General features: G+C 61.2%; 23 protein-coding genes. 16 read left to right on the forward strand and 7 right to left on the reverse strand.

What is annotated here, in order from left to right; genetic code table 11:
• Positions 1–19 precede the first annotated feature (19 nt).
• The 8 genes from FHR23_RS05475 (at position 20) to miaB (ending at position 5,219) form a co-directional block, all read left to right on the forward strand.
• The gene (locus FHR23_RS05475) at positions 20–613 is read left to right on the forward strand and encodes a malonic semialdehyde reductase (RefSeq protein ID WP_184001860.1); all 594 of its coding nucleotides are present in this window, start codon (positions 20–22) and stop codon (positions 611–613) included.
• 6 nt (positions 614–619) lie between these two features.
• Complete coding sequence (gene tsaB, locus FHR23_RS05480; RefSeq protein WP_184001861.1) at positions 620–1,237, forward strand: tRNA (adenosine(37)-N6)-threonylcarbamoyltransferase complex dimerization subunit type 1 TsaB; 618 nt, start codon at positions 620–622, stop codon at positions 1,235–1,237.
• Positions 1,234–1,716, forward strand: a complete 483-nt coding sequence (locus tag FHR23_RS05485) for a GNAT family N-acetyltransferase (protein ID WP_184001862.1) — start codon at positions 1,234–1,236, stop codon at positions 1,714–1,716. The genes tsaB and FHR23_RS05485 overlap by 4 nt, the downstream gene beginning before the upstream one ends.
• A gap of 106 nt (positions 1,717–1,822) precedes the next feature.
• Complete coding sequence (locus FHR23_RS05490) at positions 1,823–2,236, forward strand: Ros/MucR family transcriptional regulator (RefSeq protein ID WP_184001863.1); 414 nt, start codon at positions 1,823–1,825, stop codon at positions 2,234–2,236.
• Positions 2,237–2,343: 107 nt separating this feature from the next.
• Positions 2,344–2,766: a Fur family transcriptional regulator gene (locus tag FHR23_RS05495; RefSeq protein WP_184001864.1), complete on the forward strand. Its 423-nt coding sequence runs from the start codon at positions 2,344–2,346 to the stop codon at positions 2,764–2,766.
• Positions 2,738–3,559, forward strand: a complete 822-nt coding sequence (locus tag FHR23_RS05500) for a lysophospholipid acyltransferase family protein (protein WP_184001865.1) — start codon at positions 2,738–2,740, stop codon at positions 3,557–3,559. The genes FHR23_RS05495 and FHR23_RS05500 overlap by 29 nt, the downstream gene beginning before the upstream one ends.
• 12 nt (positions 3,560–3,571) lie before the next feature.
• The gene (locus FHR23_RS05505) at positions 3,572–3,853 is read left to right on the forward strand and encodes a hypothetical protein (protein WP_184001866.1); all 282 of its coding nucleotides are present in this window, start codon (positions 3,572–3,574) and stop codon (positions 3,851–3,853) included.
• A 55-nt stretch (positions 3,854–3,908) separates the two neighbouring features.
• Positions 3,909–5,219 carry a tRNA (N6-isopentenyl adenosine(37)-C2)-methylthiotransferase MiaB gene (miaB, locus tag FHR23_RS05510; protein WP_184001867.1) on the forward strand — a complete coding sequence of 437 codons (1,311 nt, stop codon included), beginning with the start codon at positions 3,909–3,911 and terminating at the stop codon, positions 5,217–5,219.
• A gap of 45 nt (positions 5,220–5,264) precedes the next feature.
• Here miaB and FHR23_RS05515 read toward each other — a convergent pair whose 3' ends face one another.
• Positions 5,265–5,741, reverse strand: coding sequence for an RcnB family protein (locus tag FHR23_RS05515; RefSeq protein WP_184001868.1), 477 nt, complete (start codon positions 5,739–5,741; stop codon positions 5,265–5,267).
• Between the two features lie 369 nt (positions 5,742–6,110).
• On the opposite strand from FHR23_RS05515, the gene FHR23_RS05520 reads away from it, so the two are divergent.
• The 4 genes from FHR23_RS05520 to FHR23_RS05535 all read left to right on the forward strand — a co-directional run bounded on the left by FHR23_RS05520 (position 6,111) and on the right by FHR23_RS05535 (position 10,169).
• Positions 6,111–7,118, forward strand: a complete 1,008-nt coding sequence (locus FHR23_RS05520) for a PhoH family protein (RefSeq protein WP_184001869.1) — start codon at positions 6,111–6,113, stop codon at positions 7,116–7,118.
• A 94-nt stretch (positions 7,119–7,212) separates the two neighbouring features.
• The gene (ybeY, locus tag FHR23_RS05525; protein ID WP_184001870.1) at positions 7,213–7,725 is read left to right on the forward strand and encodes an rRNA maturation RNase YbeY; all 513 of its coding nucleotides are present in this window, start codon (positions 7,213–7,215) and stop codon (positions 7,723–7,725) included.
• A gap of 9 nt (positions 7,726–7,734) precedes the next feature.
• Positions 7,735–8,637 (forward strand): hemolysin family protein, encoded by a 903-nt coding sequence (locus FHR23_RS05530; protein ID WP_184001871.1) that lies wholly within the window; start codon positions 7,735–7,737, stop codon positions 8,635–8,637.
• A 158-nt stretch (positions 8,638–8,795) separates the two neighbouring features.
• Positions 8,796–10,169, forward strand: a complete 1,374-nt coding sequence (locus FHR23_RS05535; protein ID WP_184001872.1) for a PQQ-dependent sugar dehydrogenase — start codon at positions 8,796–8,798, stop codon at positions 10,167–10,169.
• Here the strand turns inward: FHR23_RS05535 and FHR23_RS05540 are convergent.
• From FHR23_RS05540 to FHR23_RS05550, 3 genes are read right to left on the reverse strand one after another with little or no spacing between them, the layout of a single operon-like run.
• Positions 10,154–10,435, reverse strand: coding sequence for a hypothetical protein (locus FHR23_RS05540; RefSeq protein ID WP_184001873.1), 282 nt, complete (start codon positions 10,433–10,435; stop codon positions 10,154–10,156). The genes FHR23_RS05535 and FHR23_RS05540 overlap by 16 nt on opposite strands.
• A 50-nt stretch (positions 10,436–10,485) precedes the next feature.
• On the reverse strand, positions 10,486–10,788 hold the full coding sequence (locus tag FHR23_RS05545; RefSeq protein WP_184001874.1) for a polyhydroxyalkanoic acid system family protein: 303 nt from the start codon (positions 10,786–10,788) through the stop codon (positions 10,486–10,488).
• Complete coding sequence (locus FHR23_RS05550; RefSeq protein ID WP_184001875.1) at positions 10,785–11,225, reverse strand: VOC family protein; 441 nt, start codon at positions 11,223–11,225, stop codon at positions 10,785–10,787. The genes FHR23_RS05545 and FHR23_RS05550 overlap by 4 nt, the downstream gene beginning before the upstream one ends.
• 59 nt (positions 11,226–11,284) lie before the next feature.
• Here FHR23_RS05550 and lnt point away from each other — a divergent pair, with 59 nt between their 5' ends.
• The 3 genes from lnt to trmB all read left to right on the forward strand — a co-directional run bounded on the left by lnt (position 11,285) and on the right by trmB (position 14,907).
• Positions 11,285–12,826: an apolipoprotein N-acyltransferase gene (gene lnt, locus FHR23_RS05555; protein ID WP_184001876.1), complete on the forward strand. Its 1,542-nt coding sequence runs from the start codon at positions 11,285–11,287 to the stop codon at positions 12,824–12,826.
• Positions 12,827–12,894: 68 nt separating this feature from the next.
• A complete protein-coding gene (gene metK / locus FHR23_RS05560) occupies positions 12,895–14,118 on the forward strand; it encodes a methionine adenosyltransferase (protein ID WP_184001877.1) in 1,224 nt (407 codons plus the stop codon).
• Between the two features lie 108 nt (positions 14,119–14,226).
• Positions 14,227–14,907 (forward strand): tRNA (guanosine(46)-N7)-methyltransferase TrmB, encoded by a 681-nt coding sequence (gene trmB, locus FHR23_RS05565; RefSeq protein WP_184001878.1) that lies wholly within the window; start codon positions 14,227–14,229, stop codon positions 14,905–14,907.
• Positions 14,908–14,931: 24 nt separating this feature from the next.
• On the opposite strand, the gene FHR23_RS05570 is transcribed toward trmB, so the two are convergent.
• Both FHR23_RS05570 and FHR23_RS05575 read right to left on the reverse strand, forming a co-directional pair.
• Positions 14,932–15,126, reverse strand: a complete 195-nt coding sequence (locus tag FHR23_RS05570; protein ID WP_184001879.1) for a hypothetical protein — start codon at positions 15,124–15,126, stop codon at positions 14,932–14,934.
• Complete coding sequence (locus FHR23_RS05575) at positions 15,113–16,204, reverse strand: GNAT family N-acetyltransferase (protein ID WP_184001880.1); 1,092 nt, start codon at positions 16,202–16,204, stop codon at positions 15,113–15,115. Before FHR23_RS05575 ends, FHR23_RS05570 begins: the two co-directional genes overlap by 14 nt.
• A gap of 355 nt (positions 16,205–16,559) precedes the next feature.
• On the opposite strand from FHR23_RS05575, the gene FHR23_RS05580 reads away from it, so the two are divergent.
• Positions 16,560–16,979, forward strand: coding sequence for a DUF4345 domain-containing protein (locus FHR23_RS05580; protein WP_184001881.1), 420 nt, complete (start codon positions 16,560–16,562; stop codon positions 16,977–16,979).
• 27 nt (positions 16,980–17,006) lie between these two features.
• Here the strand turns inward: FHR23_RS05580 and FHR23_RS05585 are convergent, their stop codons facing one another.
• Positions 17,007–18,626, reverse strand: coding sequence for an amidase (locus tag FHR23_RS05585; protein ID WP_184001882.1), 1,620 nt, complete (start codon positions 18,624–18,626; stop codon positions 17,007–17,009).
• Positions 18,627–18,651 lie beyond the last annotated feature (25 nt).

The raw sequence follows: 18,651 nt of genomic DNA on the forward strand, positions 1-18,651 counted from the left end.
ACGAACAAGGATTATCGCTATGGGAAAGCCGCTCGACGACACCGGGCTCGATACCATTTTCCGTACCGCCCGCACCTATAACGGCTACACCGATCAGCCGGTCACCGAAGCGGATATCCGGCAGATTTACGACCTGCTGAAAATGGGGCCGACCTCGGCCAATCAGCAACCAGCGCGATTCGTCTGGTGCCTGAGCGACGATGCAAAGAACAGGCTTGCTGATTGCGCAGGCGGGAATAATCCGGACAAGATACGTGCGGCCCCCGCCGCTGTGGTGATCGGCATGGACGAAGAGTTTCACGAACACTTGCCGTGGCTGTTTCCCCATGCCGATGCGAAGAGCTGGTTTGAGGGCAATCTTGCGATGCGCAAGGACCATGCGTTCCGTAACTCTTCGCTTCAGGGCGCCTATTTCATCATTGCTGCGCGCGCGATCGGCCTCGACACCGGTCCGATGTCCGGCTTTGATGCGGATGCGGTGAACAAGGCATTTTTCGCCGACACCCCGAATGTGAAAACCAATTTCATCTCGACGCTGGGTTATGGCGACCCGTCGACCATTTTCGATCGCAGCCCGCGTCCCGAATTCGACAAGTTCAACCGGATCGCCTGATTATCCTTGCGCACGCTCGTCCTTGATACGGCCACCGCTGCCTGTTCCGTCGCGCTGATCGAGGACGGACATATTGTCGACGCCCGGCACGATGTTGTCGGGCGCGGCCATGCCGAACATCTGTTGCCGATGGTCGCTGAATTGGCGGAAAGCGGACGCGCGGACGCGATCCTGGTGGATTGCGGTCCCGGCAGCTTTACCGGCGTGCGGGTCGGCATCGCCGCGGCACGCGGACTGGGACTGGGCTGGGAAGTGCCGGTGCACGGTTATTCTTCGCTTCCCCTGCTGGCGGCAGCGCATTTTTCGAACCATCCGGACTGCGAGGCGCTTGCGGTTGTGCTCGAAGGCGGGCACGGTGAAGTCTTCATGCAGCATTTCGCCACCTCTCCATTCCGGACGCTCGGTGATCTTTCCTCCCAGCGTCCCGACGCCGCGCTTATTACGCTGGGAGAGTTGCCTGCAATCGGTAGTGGCGTGCGCCATCTGACTGCGCTGGATTCGGCAGTGCATGCGACCGAAGCTTTGCCGCGCGCTGTCGATGCGCTGTTGCTGCCGACCGAATTCGTCCGGCTGGCGCCGCGCCCGATATACGGCCGTGCACCCGATGCAAAGCCGAAGCCATGAGTACGCGCCTGCGCATCGCCAATATCCGCCCCGGCGGCGAAGGCGATATTCCGACGGTCAATCAGATCATGGCCGATGCGTTCGACCCGCAATATGGCGAAGCATGGACGCCGTCGCAGTGCACCGGCATTCTGGCGCTACCCGGCACCTGGCTTTCAATCGCCGTGCTTGACGATCAGCCTGCGGGCTTCGCGCTCAGCCGGGCAATTTTCGACGATGCCGAACTGCTGTTGCTGGCGGTACGACCGGCAATGCGTCGCCATGGCGTCGGAGGTGCACTGCTGCGGTCTGTCATTCAGGATTGCCTCAGTCGTGGCGTTGAAACGCTTCATCTCGAAGTGCGCGCCAATAATCCCGCTACCTCTTTATATCATCGGGAAGGTTTCACAAAAGTCGGTGAACGTCCCAAATATTACTGTGGGATGAACGGGAAGTTATTCGATGCACATAGTTTCCGCTGTAAATTAATGCATGAATAGCCCTTTTGAACAACTTTACCCTTGAATAAATAACGCAACAATAGGATAGGCAACGCCCTCAGGGGGTTGAAGTCCTGTTGCAAATAAGTTGTTTGAAAGGAAAATAATGGAAAATCAGTCGGACATGCACGAGACGCTGGTCACGCTGACTGCCGACATCGTGGCCGCACATGTCAGCAATAACAGTGTTGCGGTTTCCGATCTCCCCCTGCTGATTCAGAATGTTCATGGTGCACTTTCGGGCCTGAACGGTGAACCGGAAGAACCCGAAGTCAAGCAGGAGCCTGCTGTTTCGATCCGCGCTTCGGTGAAACCGGACTATATTGTCTGCCTCGAAGACGGCAAGAAGCTGAAGATGCTCAAGCGTCACCTGATGACGCATTATGACATGACGCCGGAAGAATATCGCGCCAAATGGAATTTGTCGCCGGACTATCCGATGGTCGCACCCAATTATGCTGAGCAGCGTCGCAATCTTGCGAAGAAGATCGGCCTGGGCACCAAACGCCGCAAGCGCTGAATCGCGCAAGTCGCAGGCCGGGGAGCGCGTCACGCGCCACCCCCGGCCATGCAATGGCTTCCCTATCCCGGCCGATATGGCTACATCGGCGTTTAGGAAGGAAGGGAATGCCGCGTAAAATCGATCTGGAAGCACTGTGTCAGGAAAAGGGGCTGCGCATTACCGAGCAGCGCCGCGTGATTGCGCGAGTCCTGTCGGAAGCTGAAGATCACCCTGATGTCGAAAAGGTTTATGAGCGCGCCTCCGCGATCGACCCCGGCATCTCCATCGCCACCGTCTATCGCACCGTCCGCCTGTTCGAAGAAGCGGGTATTCTCGACCGTCACGATTTCGGCGACGGCCGCGCGCGCTATGAACCCGCGCCTGAAGCGCATCACGACCATCTGATCGACGTCGAAACCGGCAAGGTGATCGAATTCGTCGATCCCGAACTCGAACAACTGCAAAAACAGATCGCGGAACGGCTGGGCTTCCGCCTCGTCGATCACCGCATGGAGTTGTATGGAGTCTCGCTCAACCGCAAGGGCTGAGGCCGCTACAGGCAATCCGCCGCCGGTCAGCAGGATCGGCTGGGTCCGCCTCTCTATCCGCGCCGCGCTGATGATCCTGTGCGTCCTCATCTGCGTGCCGTTTCACTATCTCTGGCGCTTGCTGCACCTGCCCTCGCCCTGGCCGCGCTGGTTCCTGCGGGCCTGCGGCCGGATTTCCGGGGCACGGGTCCGGGTGAAGGGCGTGCCGCTGAAACGCGACGTCTTCTATATTTCCAACCATCTGTCGTGGATCGACATTCTGGCACTGGCGGGCGCAAGCGGCACCGCCTTTGTCGCCAAGGCGGAGATTCGCGCCGCCCCCGTGGTCGGCTGGCTGTCGACGCTCAACCGCACCGTGTTCGTGAAACGGGAAGACCGGATGGGAGTCGCCGAACAGATCAACCAGCTTCGCGACGCGCTGGAGGATAACTGGTCGGTGACCGTCTTTCCCGAAGGCACCACCACCGACGGGCTGTCGCTGCTGCGCTTCAAGACGTCGATGCTGCGTGTGCTCGAACCCCCGCCGCCCGGCGTGATGGTGCAGCCGGTCCTGCTTGAATATCAGCGCGAAGTGGGTGAGGAAATCGGCTGGGTCGGCATCGAGTCGGGCAAGGACAACGCCATCCGCGTCCTGTCGCGCAAGGGCAGCTTCCCGGTGACGGTGCACTATCTCGAACCCTTCTACCCATCGGAATTTCCCGGTCGCAAAGCCATCGCCGCCGAAAGCCGCAAGCGGATCGAGGAAGCGCTGGTCAAGGTACTGGGCGAACCGCTACGCCCCTTTCCCTATTGACGGCGTGGATCGGTGGACTGGAAAATACTTGCATTACTTCAATTGGCCGTTGTTGGGGTAATTTGCGGGACACTGAGCGCCCATAACACCGTGAGGATGATTTCGGAGATTAATGCGTCTTCAAAGGGCAGTGCGCAAACAGCCGACGTCGGATTCTATCCAGGCAAAGCGGCCGCAATTCGCAACCATCATCGTCGTATTTTCCCGGCTTCAAAATGCAGAAAGTTAAACACGCTCTACCGAGCGATGACAATTGCCTCGTTCATTATCGCCGCAATCGCCTTGTTGATCTGAACAGCGCTACCCCGCTCTCGACCCAGACAACACAAATCCCTATAGCGCGAACATTATGGCGACCACTCCCAAGACCTATCACGTCAAATCCTATGGCTGTCAGATGAATGTCTATGACGGCGAGCGCATGGGCGAATTGATGGCTCAGCAGGGCCTGACCGCGACCGATGCGGAATCGGCCGATCTGGTCGTGCTCAACACCTGCCACATTCGCGAAAAGGCGACCGAGAAAGTCTATTCGGAGATCGGGCGGCTACGCAAGGACGGCCGCGCACCGATGGTCGCGGTGGCCGGTTGCGTCGCGCAGGCCGAGGGTGAGGAGATTGTGCGCCGCGCCAAGGTGGATGTCGTGGTCGGGCCGCAGGCTTATCACAATCTGCCCGCGCTGATCGCGAAGGCCGTCACCGGACAAGCGGCTCTCGATACCGATATGCCGGTCGATTCCAAATTCGGCGCATTGCCGGGTCGCCGCAAGGTCGCCCCGTCGGCGTTCCTGACCGTGCAGGAAGGTTGCGACAAATTCTGCACCTATTGCGTCGTGCCCTATACTCGCGGCGCGGAGGTTTCGCGCCCCTTTGCCGCGATCGTCGATGAGGCGAAGGCGCTGGTCGATGCGGGGGCGAAGGAAATCACCCTGCTGGGACAGAACGTCAATGCCTGGACCGATGCCGACGGGCGCGGACTGGACGCCCTGATCCGCGCCCTTGACCGGATCGAGGGGCTGGCACGCATCCGTTATACCACCAGCCATCCCAACGACATGACGCAGGGACTGATCGACGCGCATGCCGATGTCGAAAAGCTGATGCCCTATCTTCACCTGCCGGTACAGGCGGGCAATGATCGCGTGCTGAAGGCGATGAACCGCAGCCATAATCGCGATTCTTATCTGCGCATTCTCGATCGTGTGCGAACCGTACGACCCGATATCGCGCTGTCAGGCGACTTCATCGTCGGTTTTCCCGGCGAAACCGATGCCGAGTTCGAAGACACGCTGAGCCTGGTCGAGGAAGTCGGCTATGCGCACTGTTTCAGCTTCAAATATTCGCCCCGCCCCGGCACTCCGGCGGCAGCGATGACCGGGGACTTCATCGCTGCGGAAGTCGCCGACGAGCGGCTGCAACGCCTGCAGGCCGCACTCAACCGGCATCAGCTTGCCTTCAATCAGGCGACCGTCGGCAAACGCTGTCCCGTACTGATCGAACGCAAGGGCCGTCGTCCGGGGCAGATGGTCGGCAAGTCCCCCTGGCTGCAATCGGTGCACCTCATCACCGACGCACAGGTCGGCGATCTGATCGAGGTCGAAATCGAAAGTGCTGGCCCGAACAGCCTTGGCGGCATCCAAATTCTGCAGGCAGCCGCCTGAAAGAAAGGTCCGTGCGATGCCGGCACGGACCCTTCCTTGCAAATCTTACCAGAAAAACCCGGTATAGACCCGCAACACGCGGCCGGTGCGCATGTTCACCAGTACCGCATCATTGCCGTAGCGGACCCAGCGATGATAGGCCGCCGGGCGCGGCAGCCGATAGGTCGCCCAGTCGCTGATCCAGTAGCGGCGGGCATAATAAGGCGCTGCGAAACGATACCCCACCGCGACCGGGCGATAGCGATAGCCGTGCGGACCGACATAGGCCGGACGACGGTACACATCACGATGAGTCCGGCGATAGTCACGCCAGTCCTCCCGCGTTTCCCGGCGGTCGCGACGCAGATCGCGGCGATCCTGTCGCGCCTCCCGATAGTCACCCCGACGCACGTCGCGATTAACCTCGCGTTTGTCCTGACGGACTTCCTTCTGATCGTGTCGTATTTCGCGTGCGCTCTGGGCACTGGCAATTCCGGGAAGCAAGGCAATGGCGGCAACTGCCGCAAGCAACGGGATACGCATTCAACTTCTCCTGCTCGACTCACCTGTCGCACATCCGACGCGCGACAGGGTCGAACTTTGCGCCTCCGATTCTGAACGCACGAAAAACCAACCCGAAAGCAATGGGTAAGCAACCTGGGGCGAAGGCTCCCCTTTTCTGGTGCGGCATCGCGGCAACGATCTCCGTCAAAGCGCGGTATAGCGAAAAAACAGGCTGTCCTCCGCGCATCTGCTCTGCCAAAGTCTGTTTCGGATGACCGTTGTCGCTCTCTCGACCGAGTTTGGCGGACCCTTTGCCCGCCCGTTGCGCACTGTTGTCGCTCATCCCGCCCGTTTTCGCTTTTTCGTTGCCCGCCCCGCGCGTCTCGGACGCCTGTTCGAAAGGATTGCATGAGCCGAAAACCCACCGCCGCCGCCCATGCCGGCGAACGCAGCCGGGTCGAAGTCAGTTTCGACCGGCCCCAGCTTCTGCCCCGGCTGTTCGGGGAATTCGACGCCAATCTTCTGGCGCTGGAGGAGCGACTCGGCGTCTATATCACCGCGCGTGGCGACAAGGTGGGGATAGAAGGATCTGCTGAGGCGGTCGCCCATGCCCGCGAAGTGCTTCAGGAACTGCAATCGCGCGTCATTCGCGGCGAGGAAATCGATACCGGCCTGATCGACGCGGTGATCGCCATGGCCGAGGAGCCGACGCTGGACGGCATTATCCAGGTGGAAAAAAAGACACCGCCGTCGATCATGATCCGTACCCGGCGCAAGACGATCGTCCCGCGTTCGGTCGCCCAGACCCATTATATGAAGGCGCTGGTGTCGAACGACATGATCTTCGCGCTAGGCCCGGCGGGTACCGGCAAGACCTATCTGGCCGTCGCGCAGGCCGTGGCGCAGCTCATCACCGGTTCAGTCCAGCGCCTGATTCTTTCGCGCCCTGCGGTCGAGGCGGGCGAGCGGCTGGGCTTTCTGCCCGGCGATATGAAGGAGAAGGTCGACCCCTATCTCCGCCCGCTCTACGACGCGCTGTATGACTGTATGCCGCCCGAACAGGTCGAACGCCGGATCGCCTCCGGCGAGATCGAGATCGCGCCGATCGCGTTCATGCGCGGGCGCACGCTGGCCGATGCCTTTGTCATTCTCGATGAAGCGCAGAACACCACACCGGCGCAGATGAAAATGTTCCTCACCCGTTTCGGCCAGAATAGCCGCATGGTGGTGTGCGGCGACCCGAAACAGGTCGATCTGCCCGGCGGCGACACCGCATCCGGCCTTGCCGATGCGGTCGGGCGACTGGAAGGGGTCGAAGGTATCGCGGTCTGCCGCTTCACCGCCGCCGACGTCGTGCGCCACCCGATCGTCGGGCGCATCGTCGATGCCTATGAAGGCACCGGAGGATCGGTCTGACATGGTGTTTCCATCCGGATCGACCGCGGGACCGATGCGTTGTTCGCCTTCACGTCCTGTTTTCATGACACTGCACCGGAAATAAGGAGGTCCGATGCTTGATGTTTCCGTTCAACGCGAATCGCCCTGGTCATCCACCATCGACTGGGAAAATCTGGCGGGCACGGCTGCGCGCGCCGCGATCGAGCGCACCCCTTTCGGCGAATGGCTGACTCATCCCGCGCAGATGGAAATCGCTGTCCGGCTGACCGATAATGGCGAGGTACAGACGCTCAACCGCCAGTATCGTGACAAGGACAAGCCGACCAACGTGCTTTCCTTTCCGATGATTCAACCCGACCTGCTGGAAACCGTCACCTGCAACAGTGACGACGGCGAAGTCATTCTGGGCGACATTGTGCTTGCCTATGACGTGTGCGCTGAAGAAGCCGAAGAACGGGAAATTTCGGTGGCAGACCACGCCAGCCACTTGATTGTTCACGGGTGCCTGCATTTATTGGGGTTCGATCATCAGGGGGAAGCGGAAGCGGAGGCCATGGAGGATATCGAGCGCGCGGCAATGACCGCGCTTGGCCTGCACGACCCTTACCCCATATGCGAGGACTAGACCGACCCGATGGACGAGGGACGAAGTAGCGCCGGTAACGGCAATGGAGAAGGCAGCAGTATCTGGCGCGGCATCCGCGCGCTGTTCACGGGCAGCGAAAGCGCGGATACGCTGCGCGAACGCATCGAAGCGACCATTAATGAGCATGAGCAGGAAGCCGAAGCGCCGGTGGCGGGCGACCTGTCGCCGATCGAGCTTCAGATGTTGCGCAACCTGCTGCATTTCGGCGAACGCGATGCTGGCGATGTCGGCGTACCGCGCGCCGACGTTATCGCCGTGGAGGAGGAAACGCGCTTTACCGACCTGGTGAAGCTGTTTGCCGAGGCCGGGCACAGCCGCCTGCCCGTCTATCGCGAAAAGCTCGACACCGTGATCGGAATGATCCACGTCAAGGACGTGTTCGCGATCCTGGCAGAAGGCGGACCGCACCCGACCAGTCTGGCCGGGCTGATCCGCCAGCCGCTTTATGTCCCGCAATCCATGGGTACGCTCGACCTGCTCGCACAGATGCAGGCCAGCCATACCCATCTGGCCATCGTGCTAGACGAATATTCGGGTACCGAGGGGCTGATCACCATCGAGGATCTGGTCGAGGAAATCGTCGGCGAGATCGAGGATGAGCATGACGAGGAACCGCCTGCCATGCTGGTGCCGCTTGACGACGGCATGTGGGATGCCGATGCGCGTGCCGAACTGGAGGATGTTGCCGAGGCGATCGACCCGCGACTGTCAGAGGTTGAGGAGGATGTCGATACGCTGGGCGGCTTGGCCTTCGTGCTAGCGGGCCATGTACCCGAACCGGGCGAATGTCTGGACCATGACAGCGGCTGGCGGCTGGAAATCACCGAAGCCGATCCGCGCCGCGTCACCCGGATGCGCCTGCACCCGCCCGCCGACGCGCACGAGGAATAGGATTTAGGGAATGGCCCGCAGCCATGGCTATGCCGCGACGCGACCGGGATTCTCAGACAGATATTGCTGAAAATACGAATCCGGACTGTGGCCCCCAAATCAGGGTCTGCGCACTATTGCGCCTTTGCCTGTTCGCTCCGACCGCCTATTGAGGGGCCATGCGCACACATGTGAAGATTCTGGGCACCATCCTCGTCATCGTGCTGATCGGGGTGCTTGCCTGGGCCGCCTGGCCGGACACTGCCCGCCTTTCCGTCAATGCCGTTGCCGGGCGCGTTCCCGAACTCACCCGACCGCGCAACCAGTCGATCCCGACGGTCGACGTTGCAAAGGCAGTGGGCTGGGCAAAGGACGCGCACCCCATCCCGGCCAAGGGGCTGAACGTCAATGCGTTCGCGACCGGTCTGGACCATCCGCGCTGGATCTATCGTTTGCCCGATGGCGATATTCTGGTCGCAGAAACCAATGCCCCGCCGGGCAAGGGCGGCGGAATTACCGGCATGATCGCACGCTTCCTGAAAAAGCGTGCGGGCGCGGCGACGCCCTCCGCCAACCGGATCACGCTGTTGCGCGATACCAATGGTGACGGAGTGGCCGATCTGAAGACCCCGTTCATCACCGGCCTCAACTCGCCTTTCGGCATGGTTCTGCTCGACAACACGCTGTACGTCGCGGATACCGACGCCCTGCTCGCCTTTCCCTATAAGACAGGGGAGACGCAGATCACCGCCAAGCCGCGCAAACTTACCGCCCTTCCCTCCGGCGGGGAACACTGGACGCGCAGCCTGATCTACGATCCCAAGGAAAAGCATCTGCTGGTCGGAATCGGGTCAAGCACCAACATCGCCGATAACGGGCTGGAGGCGGACAAGACGCGCGCTGCCATCTGGTCGGTCGATCCGCAAACCGGGCAGCATGCGCTGTTCGCAACCGGCATGCGCAATCCCGTCGGCATGGCGATCAATCCGCAATCGGGCAATCTGTGGGCGGTGGTCGATGAACGCGACAAGATGGGGTCGGATATGCCGCCCGATTACCTGACGCAGGTCGATTTCGGCAATTTCTACGGCTGGCCCTGGGCCTATTGGGGCGGCTATGAGGATCGCCGGGTTACCCCGTTCCGGCCCGACCTGCTCGAATATACCGCGCGGCCCGATTATGCACTGGGCGCGCATGTCACGCCGCTGGGGCTGGTCTTTACCGAAAATGCGAAGCTGGGCCCCTCCTTTGCACAGGGCGCGGCGGTCGCAGAACATGGGTCGTGGAACCGGCGACCGCCTTCGGGGTACAAGGTCGTCTATGTCCCATTCGCCGGGGACGGATTTCCGGTAAAGAATTCCAAGCCTGTCGACCTGCTCACCGGGTTCCTGAATGCCAAAGGGCAGGCACAGGGAAGGCCGGTTGGGCTGGCGATCAGTGCGACCGGTGCGCTGCTGGTGGCGGACGATGTCGGCAACACCATCTGGCGGGTCAGTTCAGCCGCACCGCCACAAGCATCTGCCGCAACGCCTGCACCTCACTCGACCCAGTAATTCGCGTCGCTCGTCTTCGCGCTCTGGTCCGAACCGGCCGGGACGACCGCATAATAATGCTCGTCGGCAAGCGGACCGTCCGAGGTGGAGCCGCTGTCGCCGTCGGCAAGTTGCGTTCCGTCCGGGCTGCTATGGGCGGCAAGCGTGTAGCCGCCGCCATAATCGTGGCGCATATGTGCCGTTATATTGTCGGCGAGCAGCCAGCCTGCCGGAACGGAACAAAACACTGCCGCTCCTGCGACGAGCATGAAAAATTTGCGGTTCATCGGATGTCCTGTTGTGTCCCTTTGTAACGGAACGACATCCGGCCGGTTCCCTATTCGAGGAGTTTCGGTCCCTCTTTTGCCAGCTTGGCGCGCAATTTATCCGCAAAAACCGCAAGGAACGGCGGCAGAAACACCGCCGCATGCACCCTGTCCTCAAATACGGTCAGCGTGCTGTCGACCGACTGGCCCATCGCCTGAACGGTGAACCGCAACCGGTCGTCCTCCCAGGTCTGGTTGACGACCGCGCCGCCGGGGATCAGCTCGCCGAATTTGCCGATGCCCTTGTCAATCCGCGCTCTCGCCTCTTCGCGGCCCAGCTTGTGGGGAATATCGGCTTCGACGGGATCGCTCATTTTGCACCTGCATCATCGGTTGCGAACAACATAGCGTCATCGGCAAACGCCTTGAACTCCAGCGCGTTGCCGCTGGGGTCGTAAAAGAACATCGTGGCCTGCTCCCCCGCCTGCCCGGCGAACCGGATATGCGGTTCGATCACGAAGTCGATACCCGCGCCGCGCAACCGCTCGGCCAGCGCCTTCCAGTCCGCCATCGTCAGCACCAGTCCGAAATGCGGCACCGGCACCGCATCGCCGTCCACCGCATTGGTGACGGAAACGGGGCGGGCGTTCGCATCATAATGCGCGACGATCTGATGCCCAGACAGGTCGAAATCGACCCAGTGCTCGGCGCTCCTCCCCTCCCGACACCCCAGTATGTCGGCATAGAAACGGCGCGCTGCGGCAATATCATGGACGGGAAAGGCCAGATGAAAGGGGCGAAGCTGGTTCATGCCGATGATTATAGCACCGGCTTGCCTCTGTGCGCCATCCCGGCGATAGGCAGCGGACGATGTTCGCTTTTCTGAAACGCCATCCCTGCTGGATTGCCCTGATCGCCGGGCTTGCCTCCGCCACCGGGTTCGAGCCGCTCAACCTGTGGCCGGTCACGCTCATCTGCCTTACCGTCTGGCTATGGCTGACCAACGATGCTGCGACGCTCAAATCGGCTATGCTGCGCGGCTGGGTGTTCGGCGTCGGGCTTTTTACCGTCGGCGACAACTGGATTCAGCACGCCTTCGACTTTCAGGAAAAAATGCCGCCCTGGCTGGGCTATATCGCCGTCGTTCTGCTGGCACTGTATCTCGCCGTCTATCCGGCGATTGCAGGTGGTCTGATCTGGCGGTTCGGACGCGAGGGACCAGTACCGGGCACCCGGTTCGCGCTGGTGGCTGGCGCTGCATGGATATTGACCGAATGGCTGCGCGGAACGCTGTTCACCGGCTATCCGTGGAACCCGATGGCGGTAATCTGGCTGCCGGTCGGCGGTGTTGCGCATCTGGCGAGCTGGATCGGTACCTATGCGCTGTCAGGCGTGACGATCGTCGTGGCGGCTGCGATTCTTGCCGCCGTGTATCGACAATGGCGGTTGCCTGCTGTCGTCATGGTCCTGCTGATCGTTCGTGGCATTATCATTCCGCACGCTCCACCGCCCGCCGCCAATGCCCCGCATGTCCACGTGGTCCAGCCGAATATCGGCCAGCAAGCCGTGCATGAAGACGATTATGCAGGGCGGGTGTTGCGCAAGCTGCTGGCACTAAGCGGACGCCCCGGCCCGGTTCCGCGTCTCGTCGTCTGGCCGGAAGGCATGGTCAATTATTATATCGAGGACGGCTATCCGGTCGAATGGTATGGCGGCATTGATCCGCGCAGCGTCCGCGCGGCGATTGCCTCTATACTCGGCCCGCACGATATGGCGCTCGTGGGTGGAACCGCGCTGTTTTTCAATCAGCAGCAACAGATTACCGGCGCAGGCAATTCAGTCTTCATTGTCGATCCCGCCGCGAAGCTGCAGGGACGGTACGACAAGGCGCATCTGGTTCCTTATGGTGAATATCTGCCCATGCGGTGGCTGCTCGGCCGACTGGGGGTCGCTCGCCTTGTCATGGGGGACATTGATTTCATACCCGGCCCCGGCCCGCGAAGTTACGCGGTTTCGGGCTTCGGCAATATCGGCATGCAGATTTGTTACGAGATCATCTTTTCCGGCCATGTCGTCGATGAAGCGCATCGCCCCGACATGATCTTCAATCCGTCGAACGATGCATGGTTCGGCAAATGGGGACCGCCCGAGCACCTTGCTCAGGCCCGGATGCGCGCGATTGAGGAAGGCCTGCCGATCCTGCGCTCCACGCCCACCGGCATTTCGGCGGTAATCGACGCGGACGGCAAGCTCGTCGCTCATATTCCGCAAGGCGTGGCCGGAGCGATCGACGTTCCCATTCCAGCGAAAAAGCCCCCGACCCTGTTTTCGCGGGTCGGAAACCGGATGGCGCTGATCGTCGGCGTCCTGTTCCTTATCGGGGCCGTTGCGTTCCGTCGCCGCAGTCGCTAGGGCACGATATAAGGAATTCTTTATATCCGGTGCAGTCCGGTATTTCATGTCCAATTTGAGGGTTTCGCATGCGTTCAAGCTACCTCTTCACATCCGAATCGGTTTCCGAAGGTCATCCCGACAAGGTCGCCGACCAGATTTCCGACGCGATCGTCGACCTTTTCCTTTCCAAAGACCCCGAGGCGCGCATTGCATGCGAAACGCTGACCACCACGCAGCTCGTCGTGCTGGCGGGCGAAATCCGCTGCAAGGGCGTATATGAAAACGGTGAATGGGCGCCGGGCGCTCTGGAAGAGATCGAAAAGACGGTGCGCGATACGGTAAAGCGTATCGGTTATGAGCAGGACGGTTTCCATTGGGAAACCTTCGAGTTTGAAAACAACCTGCATGCCCAGTCGGCGCATATCGCCCAGGGCGTCGATGCCAGCGGCAACAAGGATGAAGGCGCAGGCGATCAGGGCATCATGTTCGGCTATGCCGTCGATGACACGCCCGACCTGATGCCCGCAACGCTGGACTACAGCCACAAGATCCTGCAGCGCATGGCCGCCGACCGTCATTCGGGCACGGCGCCCTTCCTCGAACCCGATGCCAAGAGTCAGGTCACGCTGCGCTTCGAAAACGGCAAGCCTGCGGCTGCCACCGCAATCGTCGTTTCGACCCAGCACAAACCGGGCTATGACAGCGGCGAGAAAGAAACCGAACTGAAATCCTATGTGAAGAAGGTCGTTGCCGACATCCTTCCCGCTGAACTGCTGTCGGACGCCACCGAATATCACATCAACCCCACCGGCAGCTTCGAAATCGGCGGGCCGGATGGTGACGCGGGCCTTACCGGGCGCAAGATCATCGTCGACACCTATGGCGGCGCCGCCCCGCATGGCGGCGGCGCGTTCAGCGGCAAGGATCCGACCAAGGTTGACCGGTCGGCGGCCTATATCACCCGCTATCTGGCCAAGAATATCGTCGCAGCCGGTCTTGCCAAGCGCTGCACGATCCAGCTTGCCTATGCCATTGGCGTGTCGAAGCCGCTGTCGCTCTATGTCGACACGCACGGCACCGGCACCGTGGCCGACGACAAGATCGAGGATGCGATTCGCGCCAACCCGAAGCTGGGCGGCCTGACCCCGCGCGCCATCCGCACGCATCTGGGCCTCAACAAGCCGATTTACAGCACGACCGCAGCCTATGGCCATTTCGGGCGCAAGCCGACCGGCGATCTGTTCCCGTGGGAACGCACCGATCTGGTCGAGGATCTGAAGGCTGCGCTGACGGCGGAAGCCACCGCCTGATTGCCCTGTCCGAACGATGAAGTGGCGGCGGTCGGAGGACTGCCGCCATTTTCATTTCCGACACATCCATTTGCGAAGTGCCGCCGTCCGGCCTATGCGCACCCGGCCATGAACGATCCCATCATTCTTCGTCGCCTGTATGGCCGCCGTCAGGGGCACAAACTGCGCGCCGGCCAACAGGCGCTGGTCGATGACATGCTCCCCGGCCTCAGCGTACCGGAGGAAGGCCCCCTGAACGCAACAACCCTGTTCGGCGACCCACGTCCGCTGGAATTCGAAATCGGCTTCGGCGCGGGCGAGCATCTTGCCGCGCAGGCTGCCGCCCGGCCGGAGCACGGCTTTATCGGCTGCGAACCGTTTCTGAACGGCGTGGTCGGCGCGCTTGGCCATATTCGCGACAATGGTCTGACCAATATCCGGCTGCATATGGGCGATGCGCTGGAAGTGCTCGCCCGGCTCCCGGACGCCTCACTGGACCGCATCTATCTGCTCCACCCCGACCCATGGCCCAAGGCGCGCCACGCCAAGCGGCGAATGATGAATCACGGCCCGCTCGACCTGATTGCGAAGAAACTGAAGTTCGGTTGCGAATTCCGGCTGGGCACCGATGACCCGACCTATTGCCGCTGGTCGATGATGGTCATGGCAGCACGCGATGACTTTAAATGGCTGGCAGAAACGCCTGCCGATTTCCTGAACCGCCCGGATGATTGGCCGCAAACCCGCTATGAACGCAAGGCCCGCCGCCATAACCATGAAGTCTGGTATTTCCGCTATCTAAGAAAATAAATTTCATTTCATCGATAAGTGCTGTTATTTTCCTTTCGGCAGGAGGGAATACTCATGTCGAATACCAAGAAAGATCAACCGCCTCAGGAAGAACGCCGCTCGGGCAAAGACCGGCGCCATATCAACAGCCCCGACTATAGCGGTCCGGATCGCCGCAAGCATGAGCGACGCAGCTACGATCAAGATTAAAGCCTGATCGTCCCGCTCAGCCTTCTTCATTTCCCGATGCCTGCCAGCGGCTGGCGAACAGGCGCCCGACCATTGCCGACAACCCCGGACGCACAAAAAGCCAGTCGCGGATCCCCGGTCCCTTTTCGGCGCCGATGACGCGTTTATACCCGCTGTCGCCTGCCCCCCAGTCAACCCGTGCCATACCGTCGTCCAGTGCGCGTACCAGATTGCGATAATAGAGCAACTTTCCCGGCGAATGTTTCGCAAAATTCGGATCATAGCTGTTGGCAATGGCGTATTTCAGCGCGCCCGCATTGATGTCGAAGGAAAAGGCGGAAGGTTCACCGTCAATACGCAGCACCGCTGCCCACAGCATATCAGCAATGACCGGATCTTTTGCTGCAGCACGCCAGAAGGCACCATGGCCGGCGCGGGTAAATTTGGCGTCGCTGCCATCGGTACGTGCGGCAATCCAGCTCTTTTCCTCGACTGTGGCAAGGGCATCGAACATCCCGTCGTTCCACTCTGCACCGGACACGAACGACCAGTCCGGCACGCCATGTTCGCCAAGGTGCTTTTCGTGAAACCGGTTCTTGCGCAGCGTCGAATTGCGCGGCCAGGTCCCGGCTTCGCGCAATACCGCCATGTCGAGCAGATAGCTGTCGGCAATGAAACGCGGGAGCACGGCCCAGCCCTTCGCCCGCGCCGCATCGCGCAATCGATTTAGCGCGGGATCATCGTCATAGACCGGACCGATCCGCAACGCGCGCACCGGCAATGCCTTCAACAAGGTATCGAATACCCCCGCATCGGCATCCGCGGCGACCGGAAAGCTGCGAAACGGCCAGTAACAGCCCGGCACCGACGCCATACCCAGCCAGTCCGGCCCGGTACGCACCAGCGGCAACGCCGCCATCACTTCGCCCTCCCGCATGATCGTAATGGTGCGCGCTTCCCCCCCATAGGCGGCAAGCGCCGCAGCAAACCATCCATAACGCAAAAACCGATAGGCGGGCAGCGCCGCATCCGCCGCATGGTCGATCGTCCCCGACAGGCCGGGACGCACCTGTGCCGTATATACCGGCGATAGACGTTCAAAGCTGGAAAGCGGCATCGGTTTGGTCATAGCAAGCTGTGTAGCGGCAAGGAGTTACCGAGTCGTAGCGTCGTGCCGACCTGAATTTCTGTGCCGGTTCGGGAAATTTATTCTCCCTTCTCCGCATTGCCCCTTGAAGCGGGCGAGCAAGACACGTCATAATCTGGATCAATGCTTTGCGTGCGCACATTCCTTTTCCCGGCGGCGACCGCTTGTTTTGATCAAGGCCCGGCCCTCTGCAGCCCGGCATGATCGCTTATTGCGGATGTCAGAATCCTGAGGCCGGTCTTTGCGCCGGATCTTCGAGTCCGTGCCGTGAAGATGCAGCCGAAACTGTGTTTCGGGGGTTGAACATGCGCAATACCCAGTTTCAACGGAGTCCCGGATGAACCTCGACGGCGAACGCCGACTGTTACAACTGATTATCGCGCTCGCAGCCCTTGTGCCGCTGACGGCCGCGACGGTCAGTATTTTCAAGGGGCCGGACTGGCTGGGCTATCCGGGCGGCGTGGCCGTCGATCTGGACAGCCAGTTTCGCTATCTTTCGGGTATCTTTCTAGCCATCGGCATTGGTTTTTTAAGCTGCATTCCCCGTATTCAGGCGGAAGGGCCTCGCTTTCGCCTGCTGGGCACCATCATCATTGCGGGGGGGCTCGCCCGGCTTTGGTCGCTGATCGAAGTGGGCGCCCCTTCGACAGGTCACCTGGTCGGGCTGGTGCTGGAACTGGTGCTGATGCCGACGCTGATGATCTGGCAGGCAGCGCTCGCCAGTCGCTGGCGCCGCCTGCGCATGCCGATGTTCTAAGAAATCGGCACCAGCCCAACAAACCTTCTATTGGAAGCCGTCGATCGCCGGTCCGGTATCGACATGCGCGCGATATCCCGGCGGCATCCGCGCCAGTGACGCCTGTTCATAGGCATAGCCCGCATCCAGCACGGCAGCATCCTGATAGCGACGGCCGATAAAGGAAATTCCCACCGGCAACCCCTTTACCAGTCCCATCGGCACGGTCAGGTGCGGCCAGCCAGCCTTTGCCGGTAACCCGCTGGCACTCGGGCCTTCCGCCTGATCGCCGTAAATCGGGTCCGACAGCCAGGCCATGCCCGACGTCGGCTCCACCAACAGGGTCGCATTCGCCTCTTTCAGCATCGTGTCCAGTGCCTTGCGGGCACCGTCGCGTGACGTCGCCAGCGCCCTGGCATAGCCGGGATCGTCCGCGCCGCCCGTCTTTTCCGCCATCTGAAAGATTTCCTGCCCGAAAAACGGCATTTCTTCTTTCTTATGCGCGTCATCGAAGGCAATCACATCCGCCAGCGTGCGCGTCTTCACCGCATCCGGTGTGGTGGCGAGATAGGCGTTGAGATCGCTCTTCAACTCCATCTGCAGCACCTTGAACTCGGCGGCGCTCAATCCCTTCGTGTCAGGCTCCTTCACCGTCACCAGCGTGGCTCCTGCGGCTTTCAGCACATCGAGCTGCGCATGGAATTTGGCCATCAGCGCAGGCGAGGCATTCGGCATCAGCACCGCAATCCGCACGTCTTTCAGCGCGTCCTTCGACAATCCGGCCGCATAATTCTGGCGATAGCGGTCGGCATCCTTTGTCGCAGGATCGGCAGGGTCGCTGCCCACCATGGCGGAGAACAGCATCGCCACGTCCCGCACGCTGCGGCCCATCGGCCCGGCGGTGTCCTGACTATGGCTGATCGGCACGATATGGGTACGGCTGACCAGTCCAAGCGTGGGTTTCAGGCCCACCAGTCCGTTCATTGAGGAAGGACAGGTCACCGACCCGTCGGTTTCGGTTCCCAGTCCGGCAGCAGCAAAACTCGCCGCCACCGCCGCCGCTGTCCCGCTTGAGGAACCACATGCTGTACGATCGAGCGCATAAGGATTGCGCACCAGCCCGCCGACCGCACTCCAGCCGCTCATCGAACGGGTAGAACGAATATTCGCCCATTCCGACAAATTGGTCTTGGCGAGGATGATCGCGCCCGCAGCCTTCAGCCGCGCGATCACCGGTGCGTCGCGATGGGTGACGTTGTTGCGCAGGGCCAGGCTTCCCGCCGTGGTCGGCAACGGCCCGGCCAGCTCGATATTGTCCTTGATGACGATCGGAATGCCGTGCAGCGGCCCGCGCAGCCTGCCCGCCTTGCGCTCGGCATCCAGCTCGCGTGCTTCGTCCAGTGCCTGCGGGTTGATCGCGATGATGCTGCGCAGATCGGGGCCTTTACGATCCATCGCCGCGATCCGGCTCAGATAGGCGCGTACCAGTGCGACACTGCTGGTCTGCCCATCGGCAAGCATCGCCTGCAATTCGGAAATGGAGCGTTCGGTCACATCGGCGGGCACGACCGGCGCTTCCTGCACAGCCTGTCCGATTGCCGATGCGCTGATGCCGCCCATCAACCCGGCCGCCAGAACCGCTGTTCCCAATAGCATTGCAATGCGCATATCGCCCCCCCCCCCCGTTCAGCTG

The organism is Stakelama sediminis, from assembly GCF_014199335.1.
GTDB classification, from domain to species: domain Bacteria; phylum Pseudomonadota; class Alphaproteobacteria; order Sphingomonadales; family Sphingomonadaceae; genus Sphingomonas; species Sphingomonas sediminis.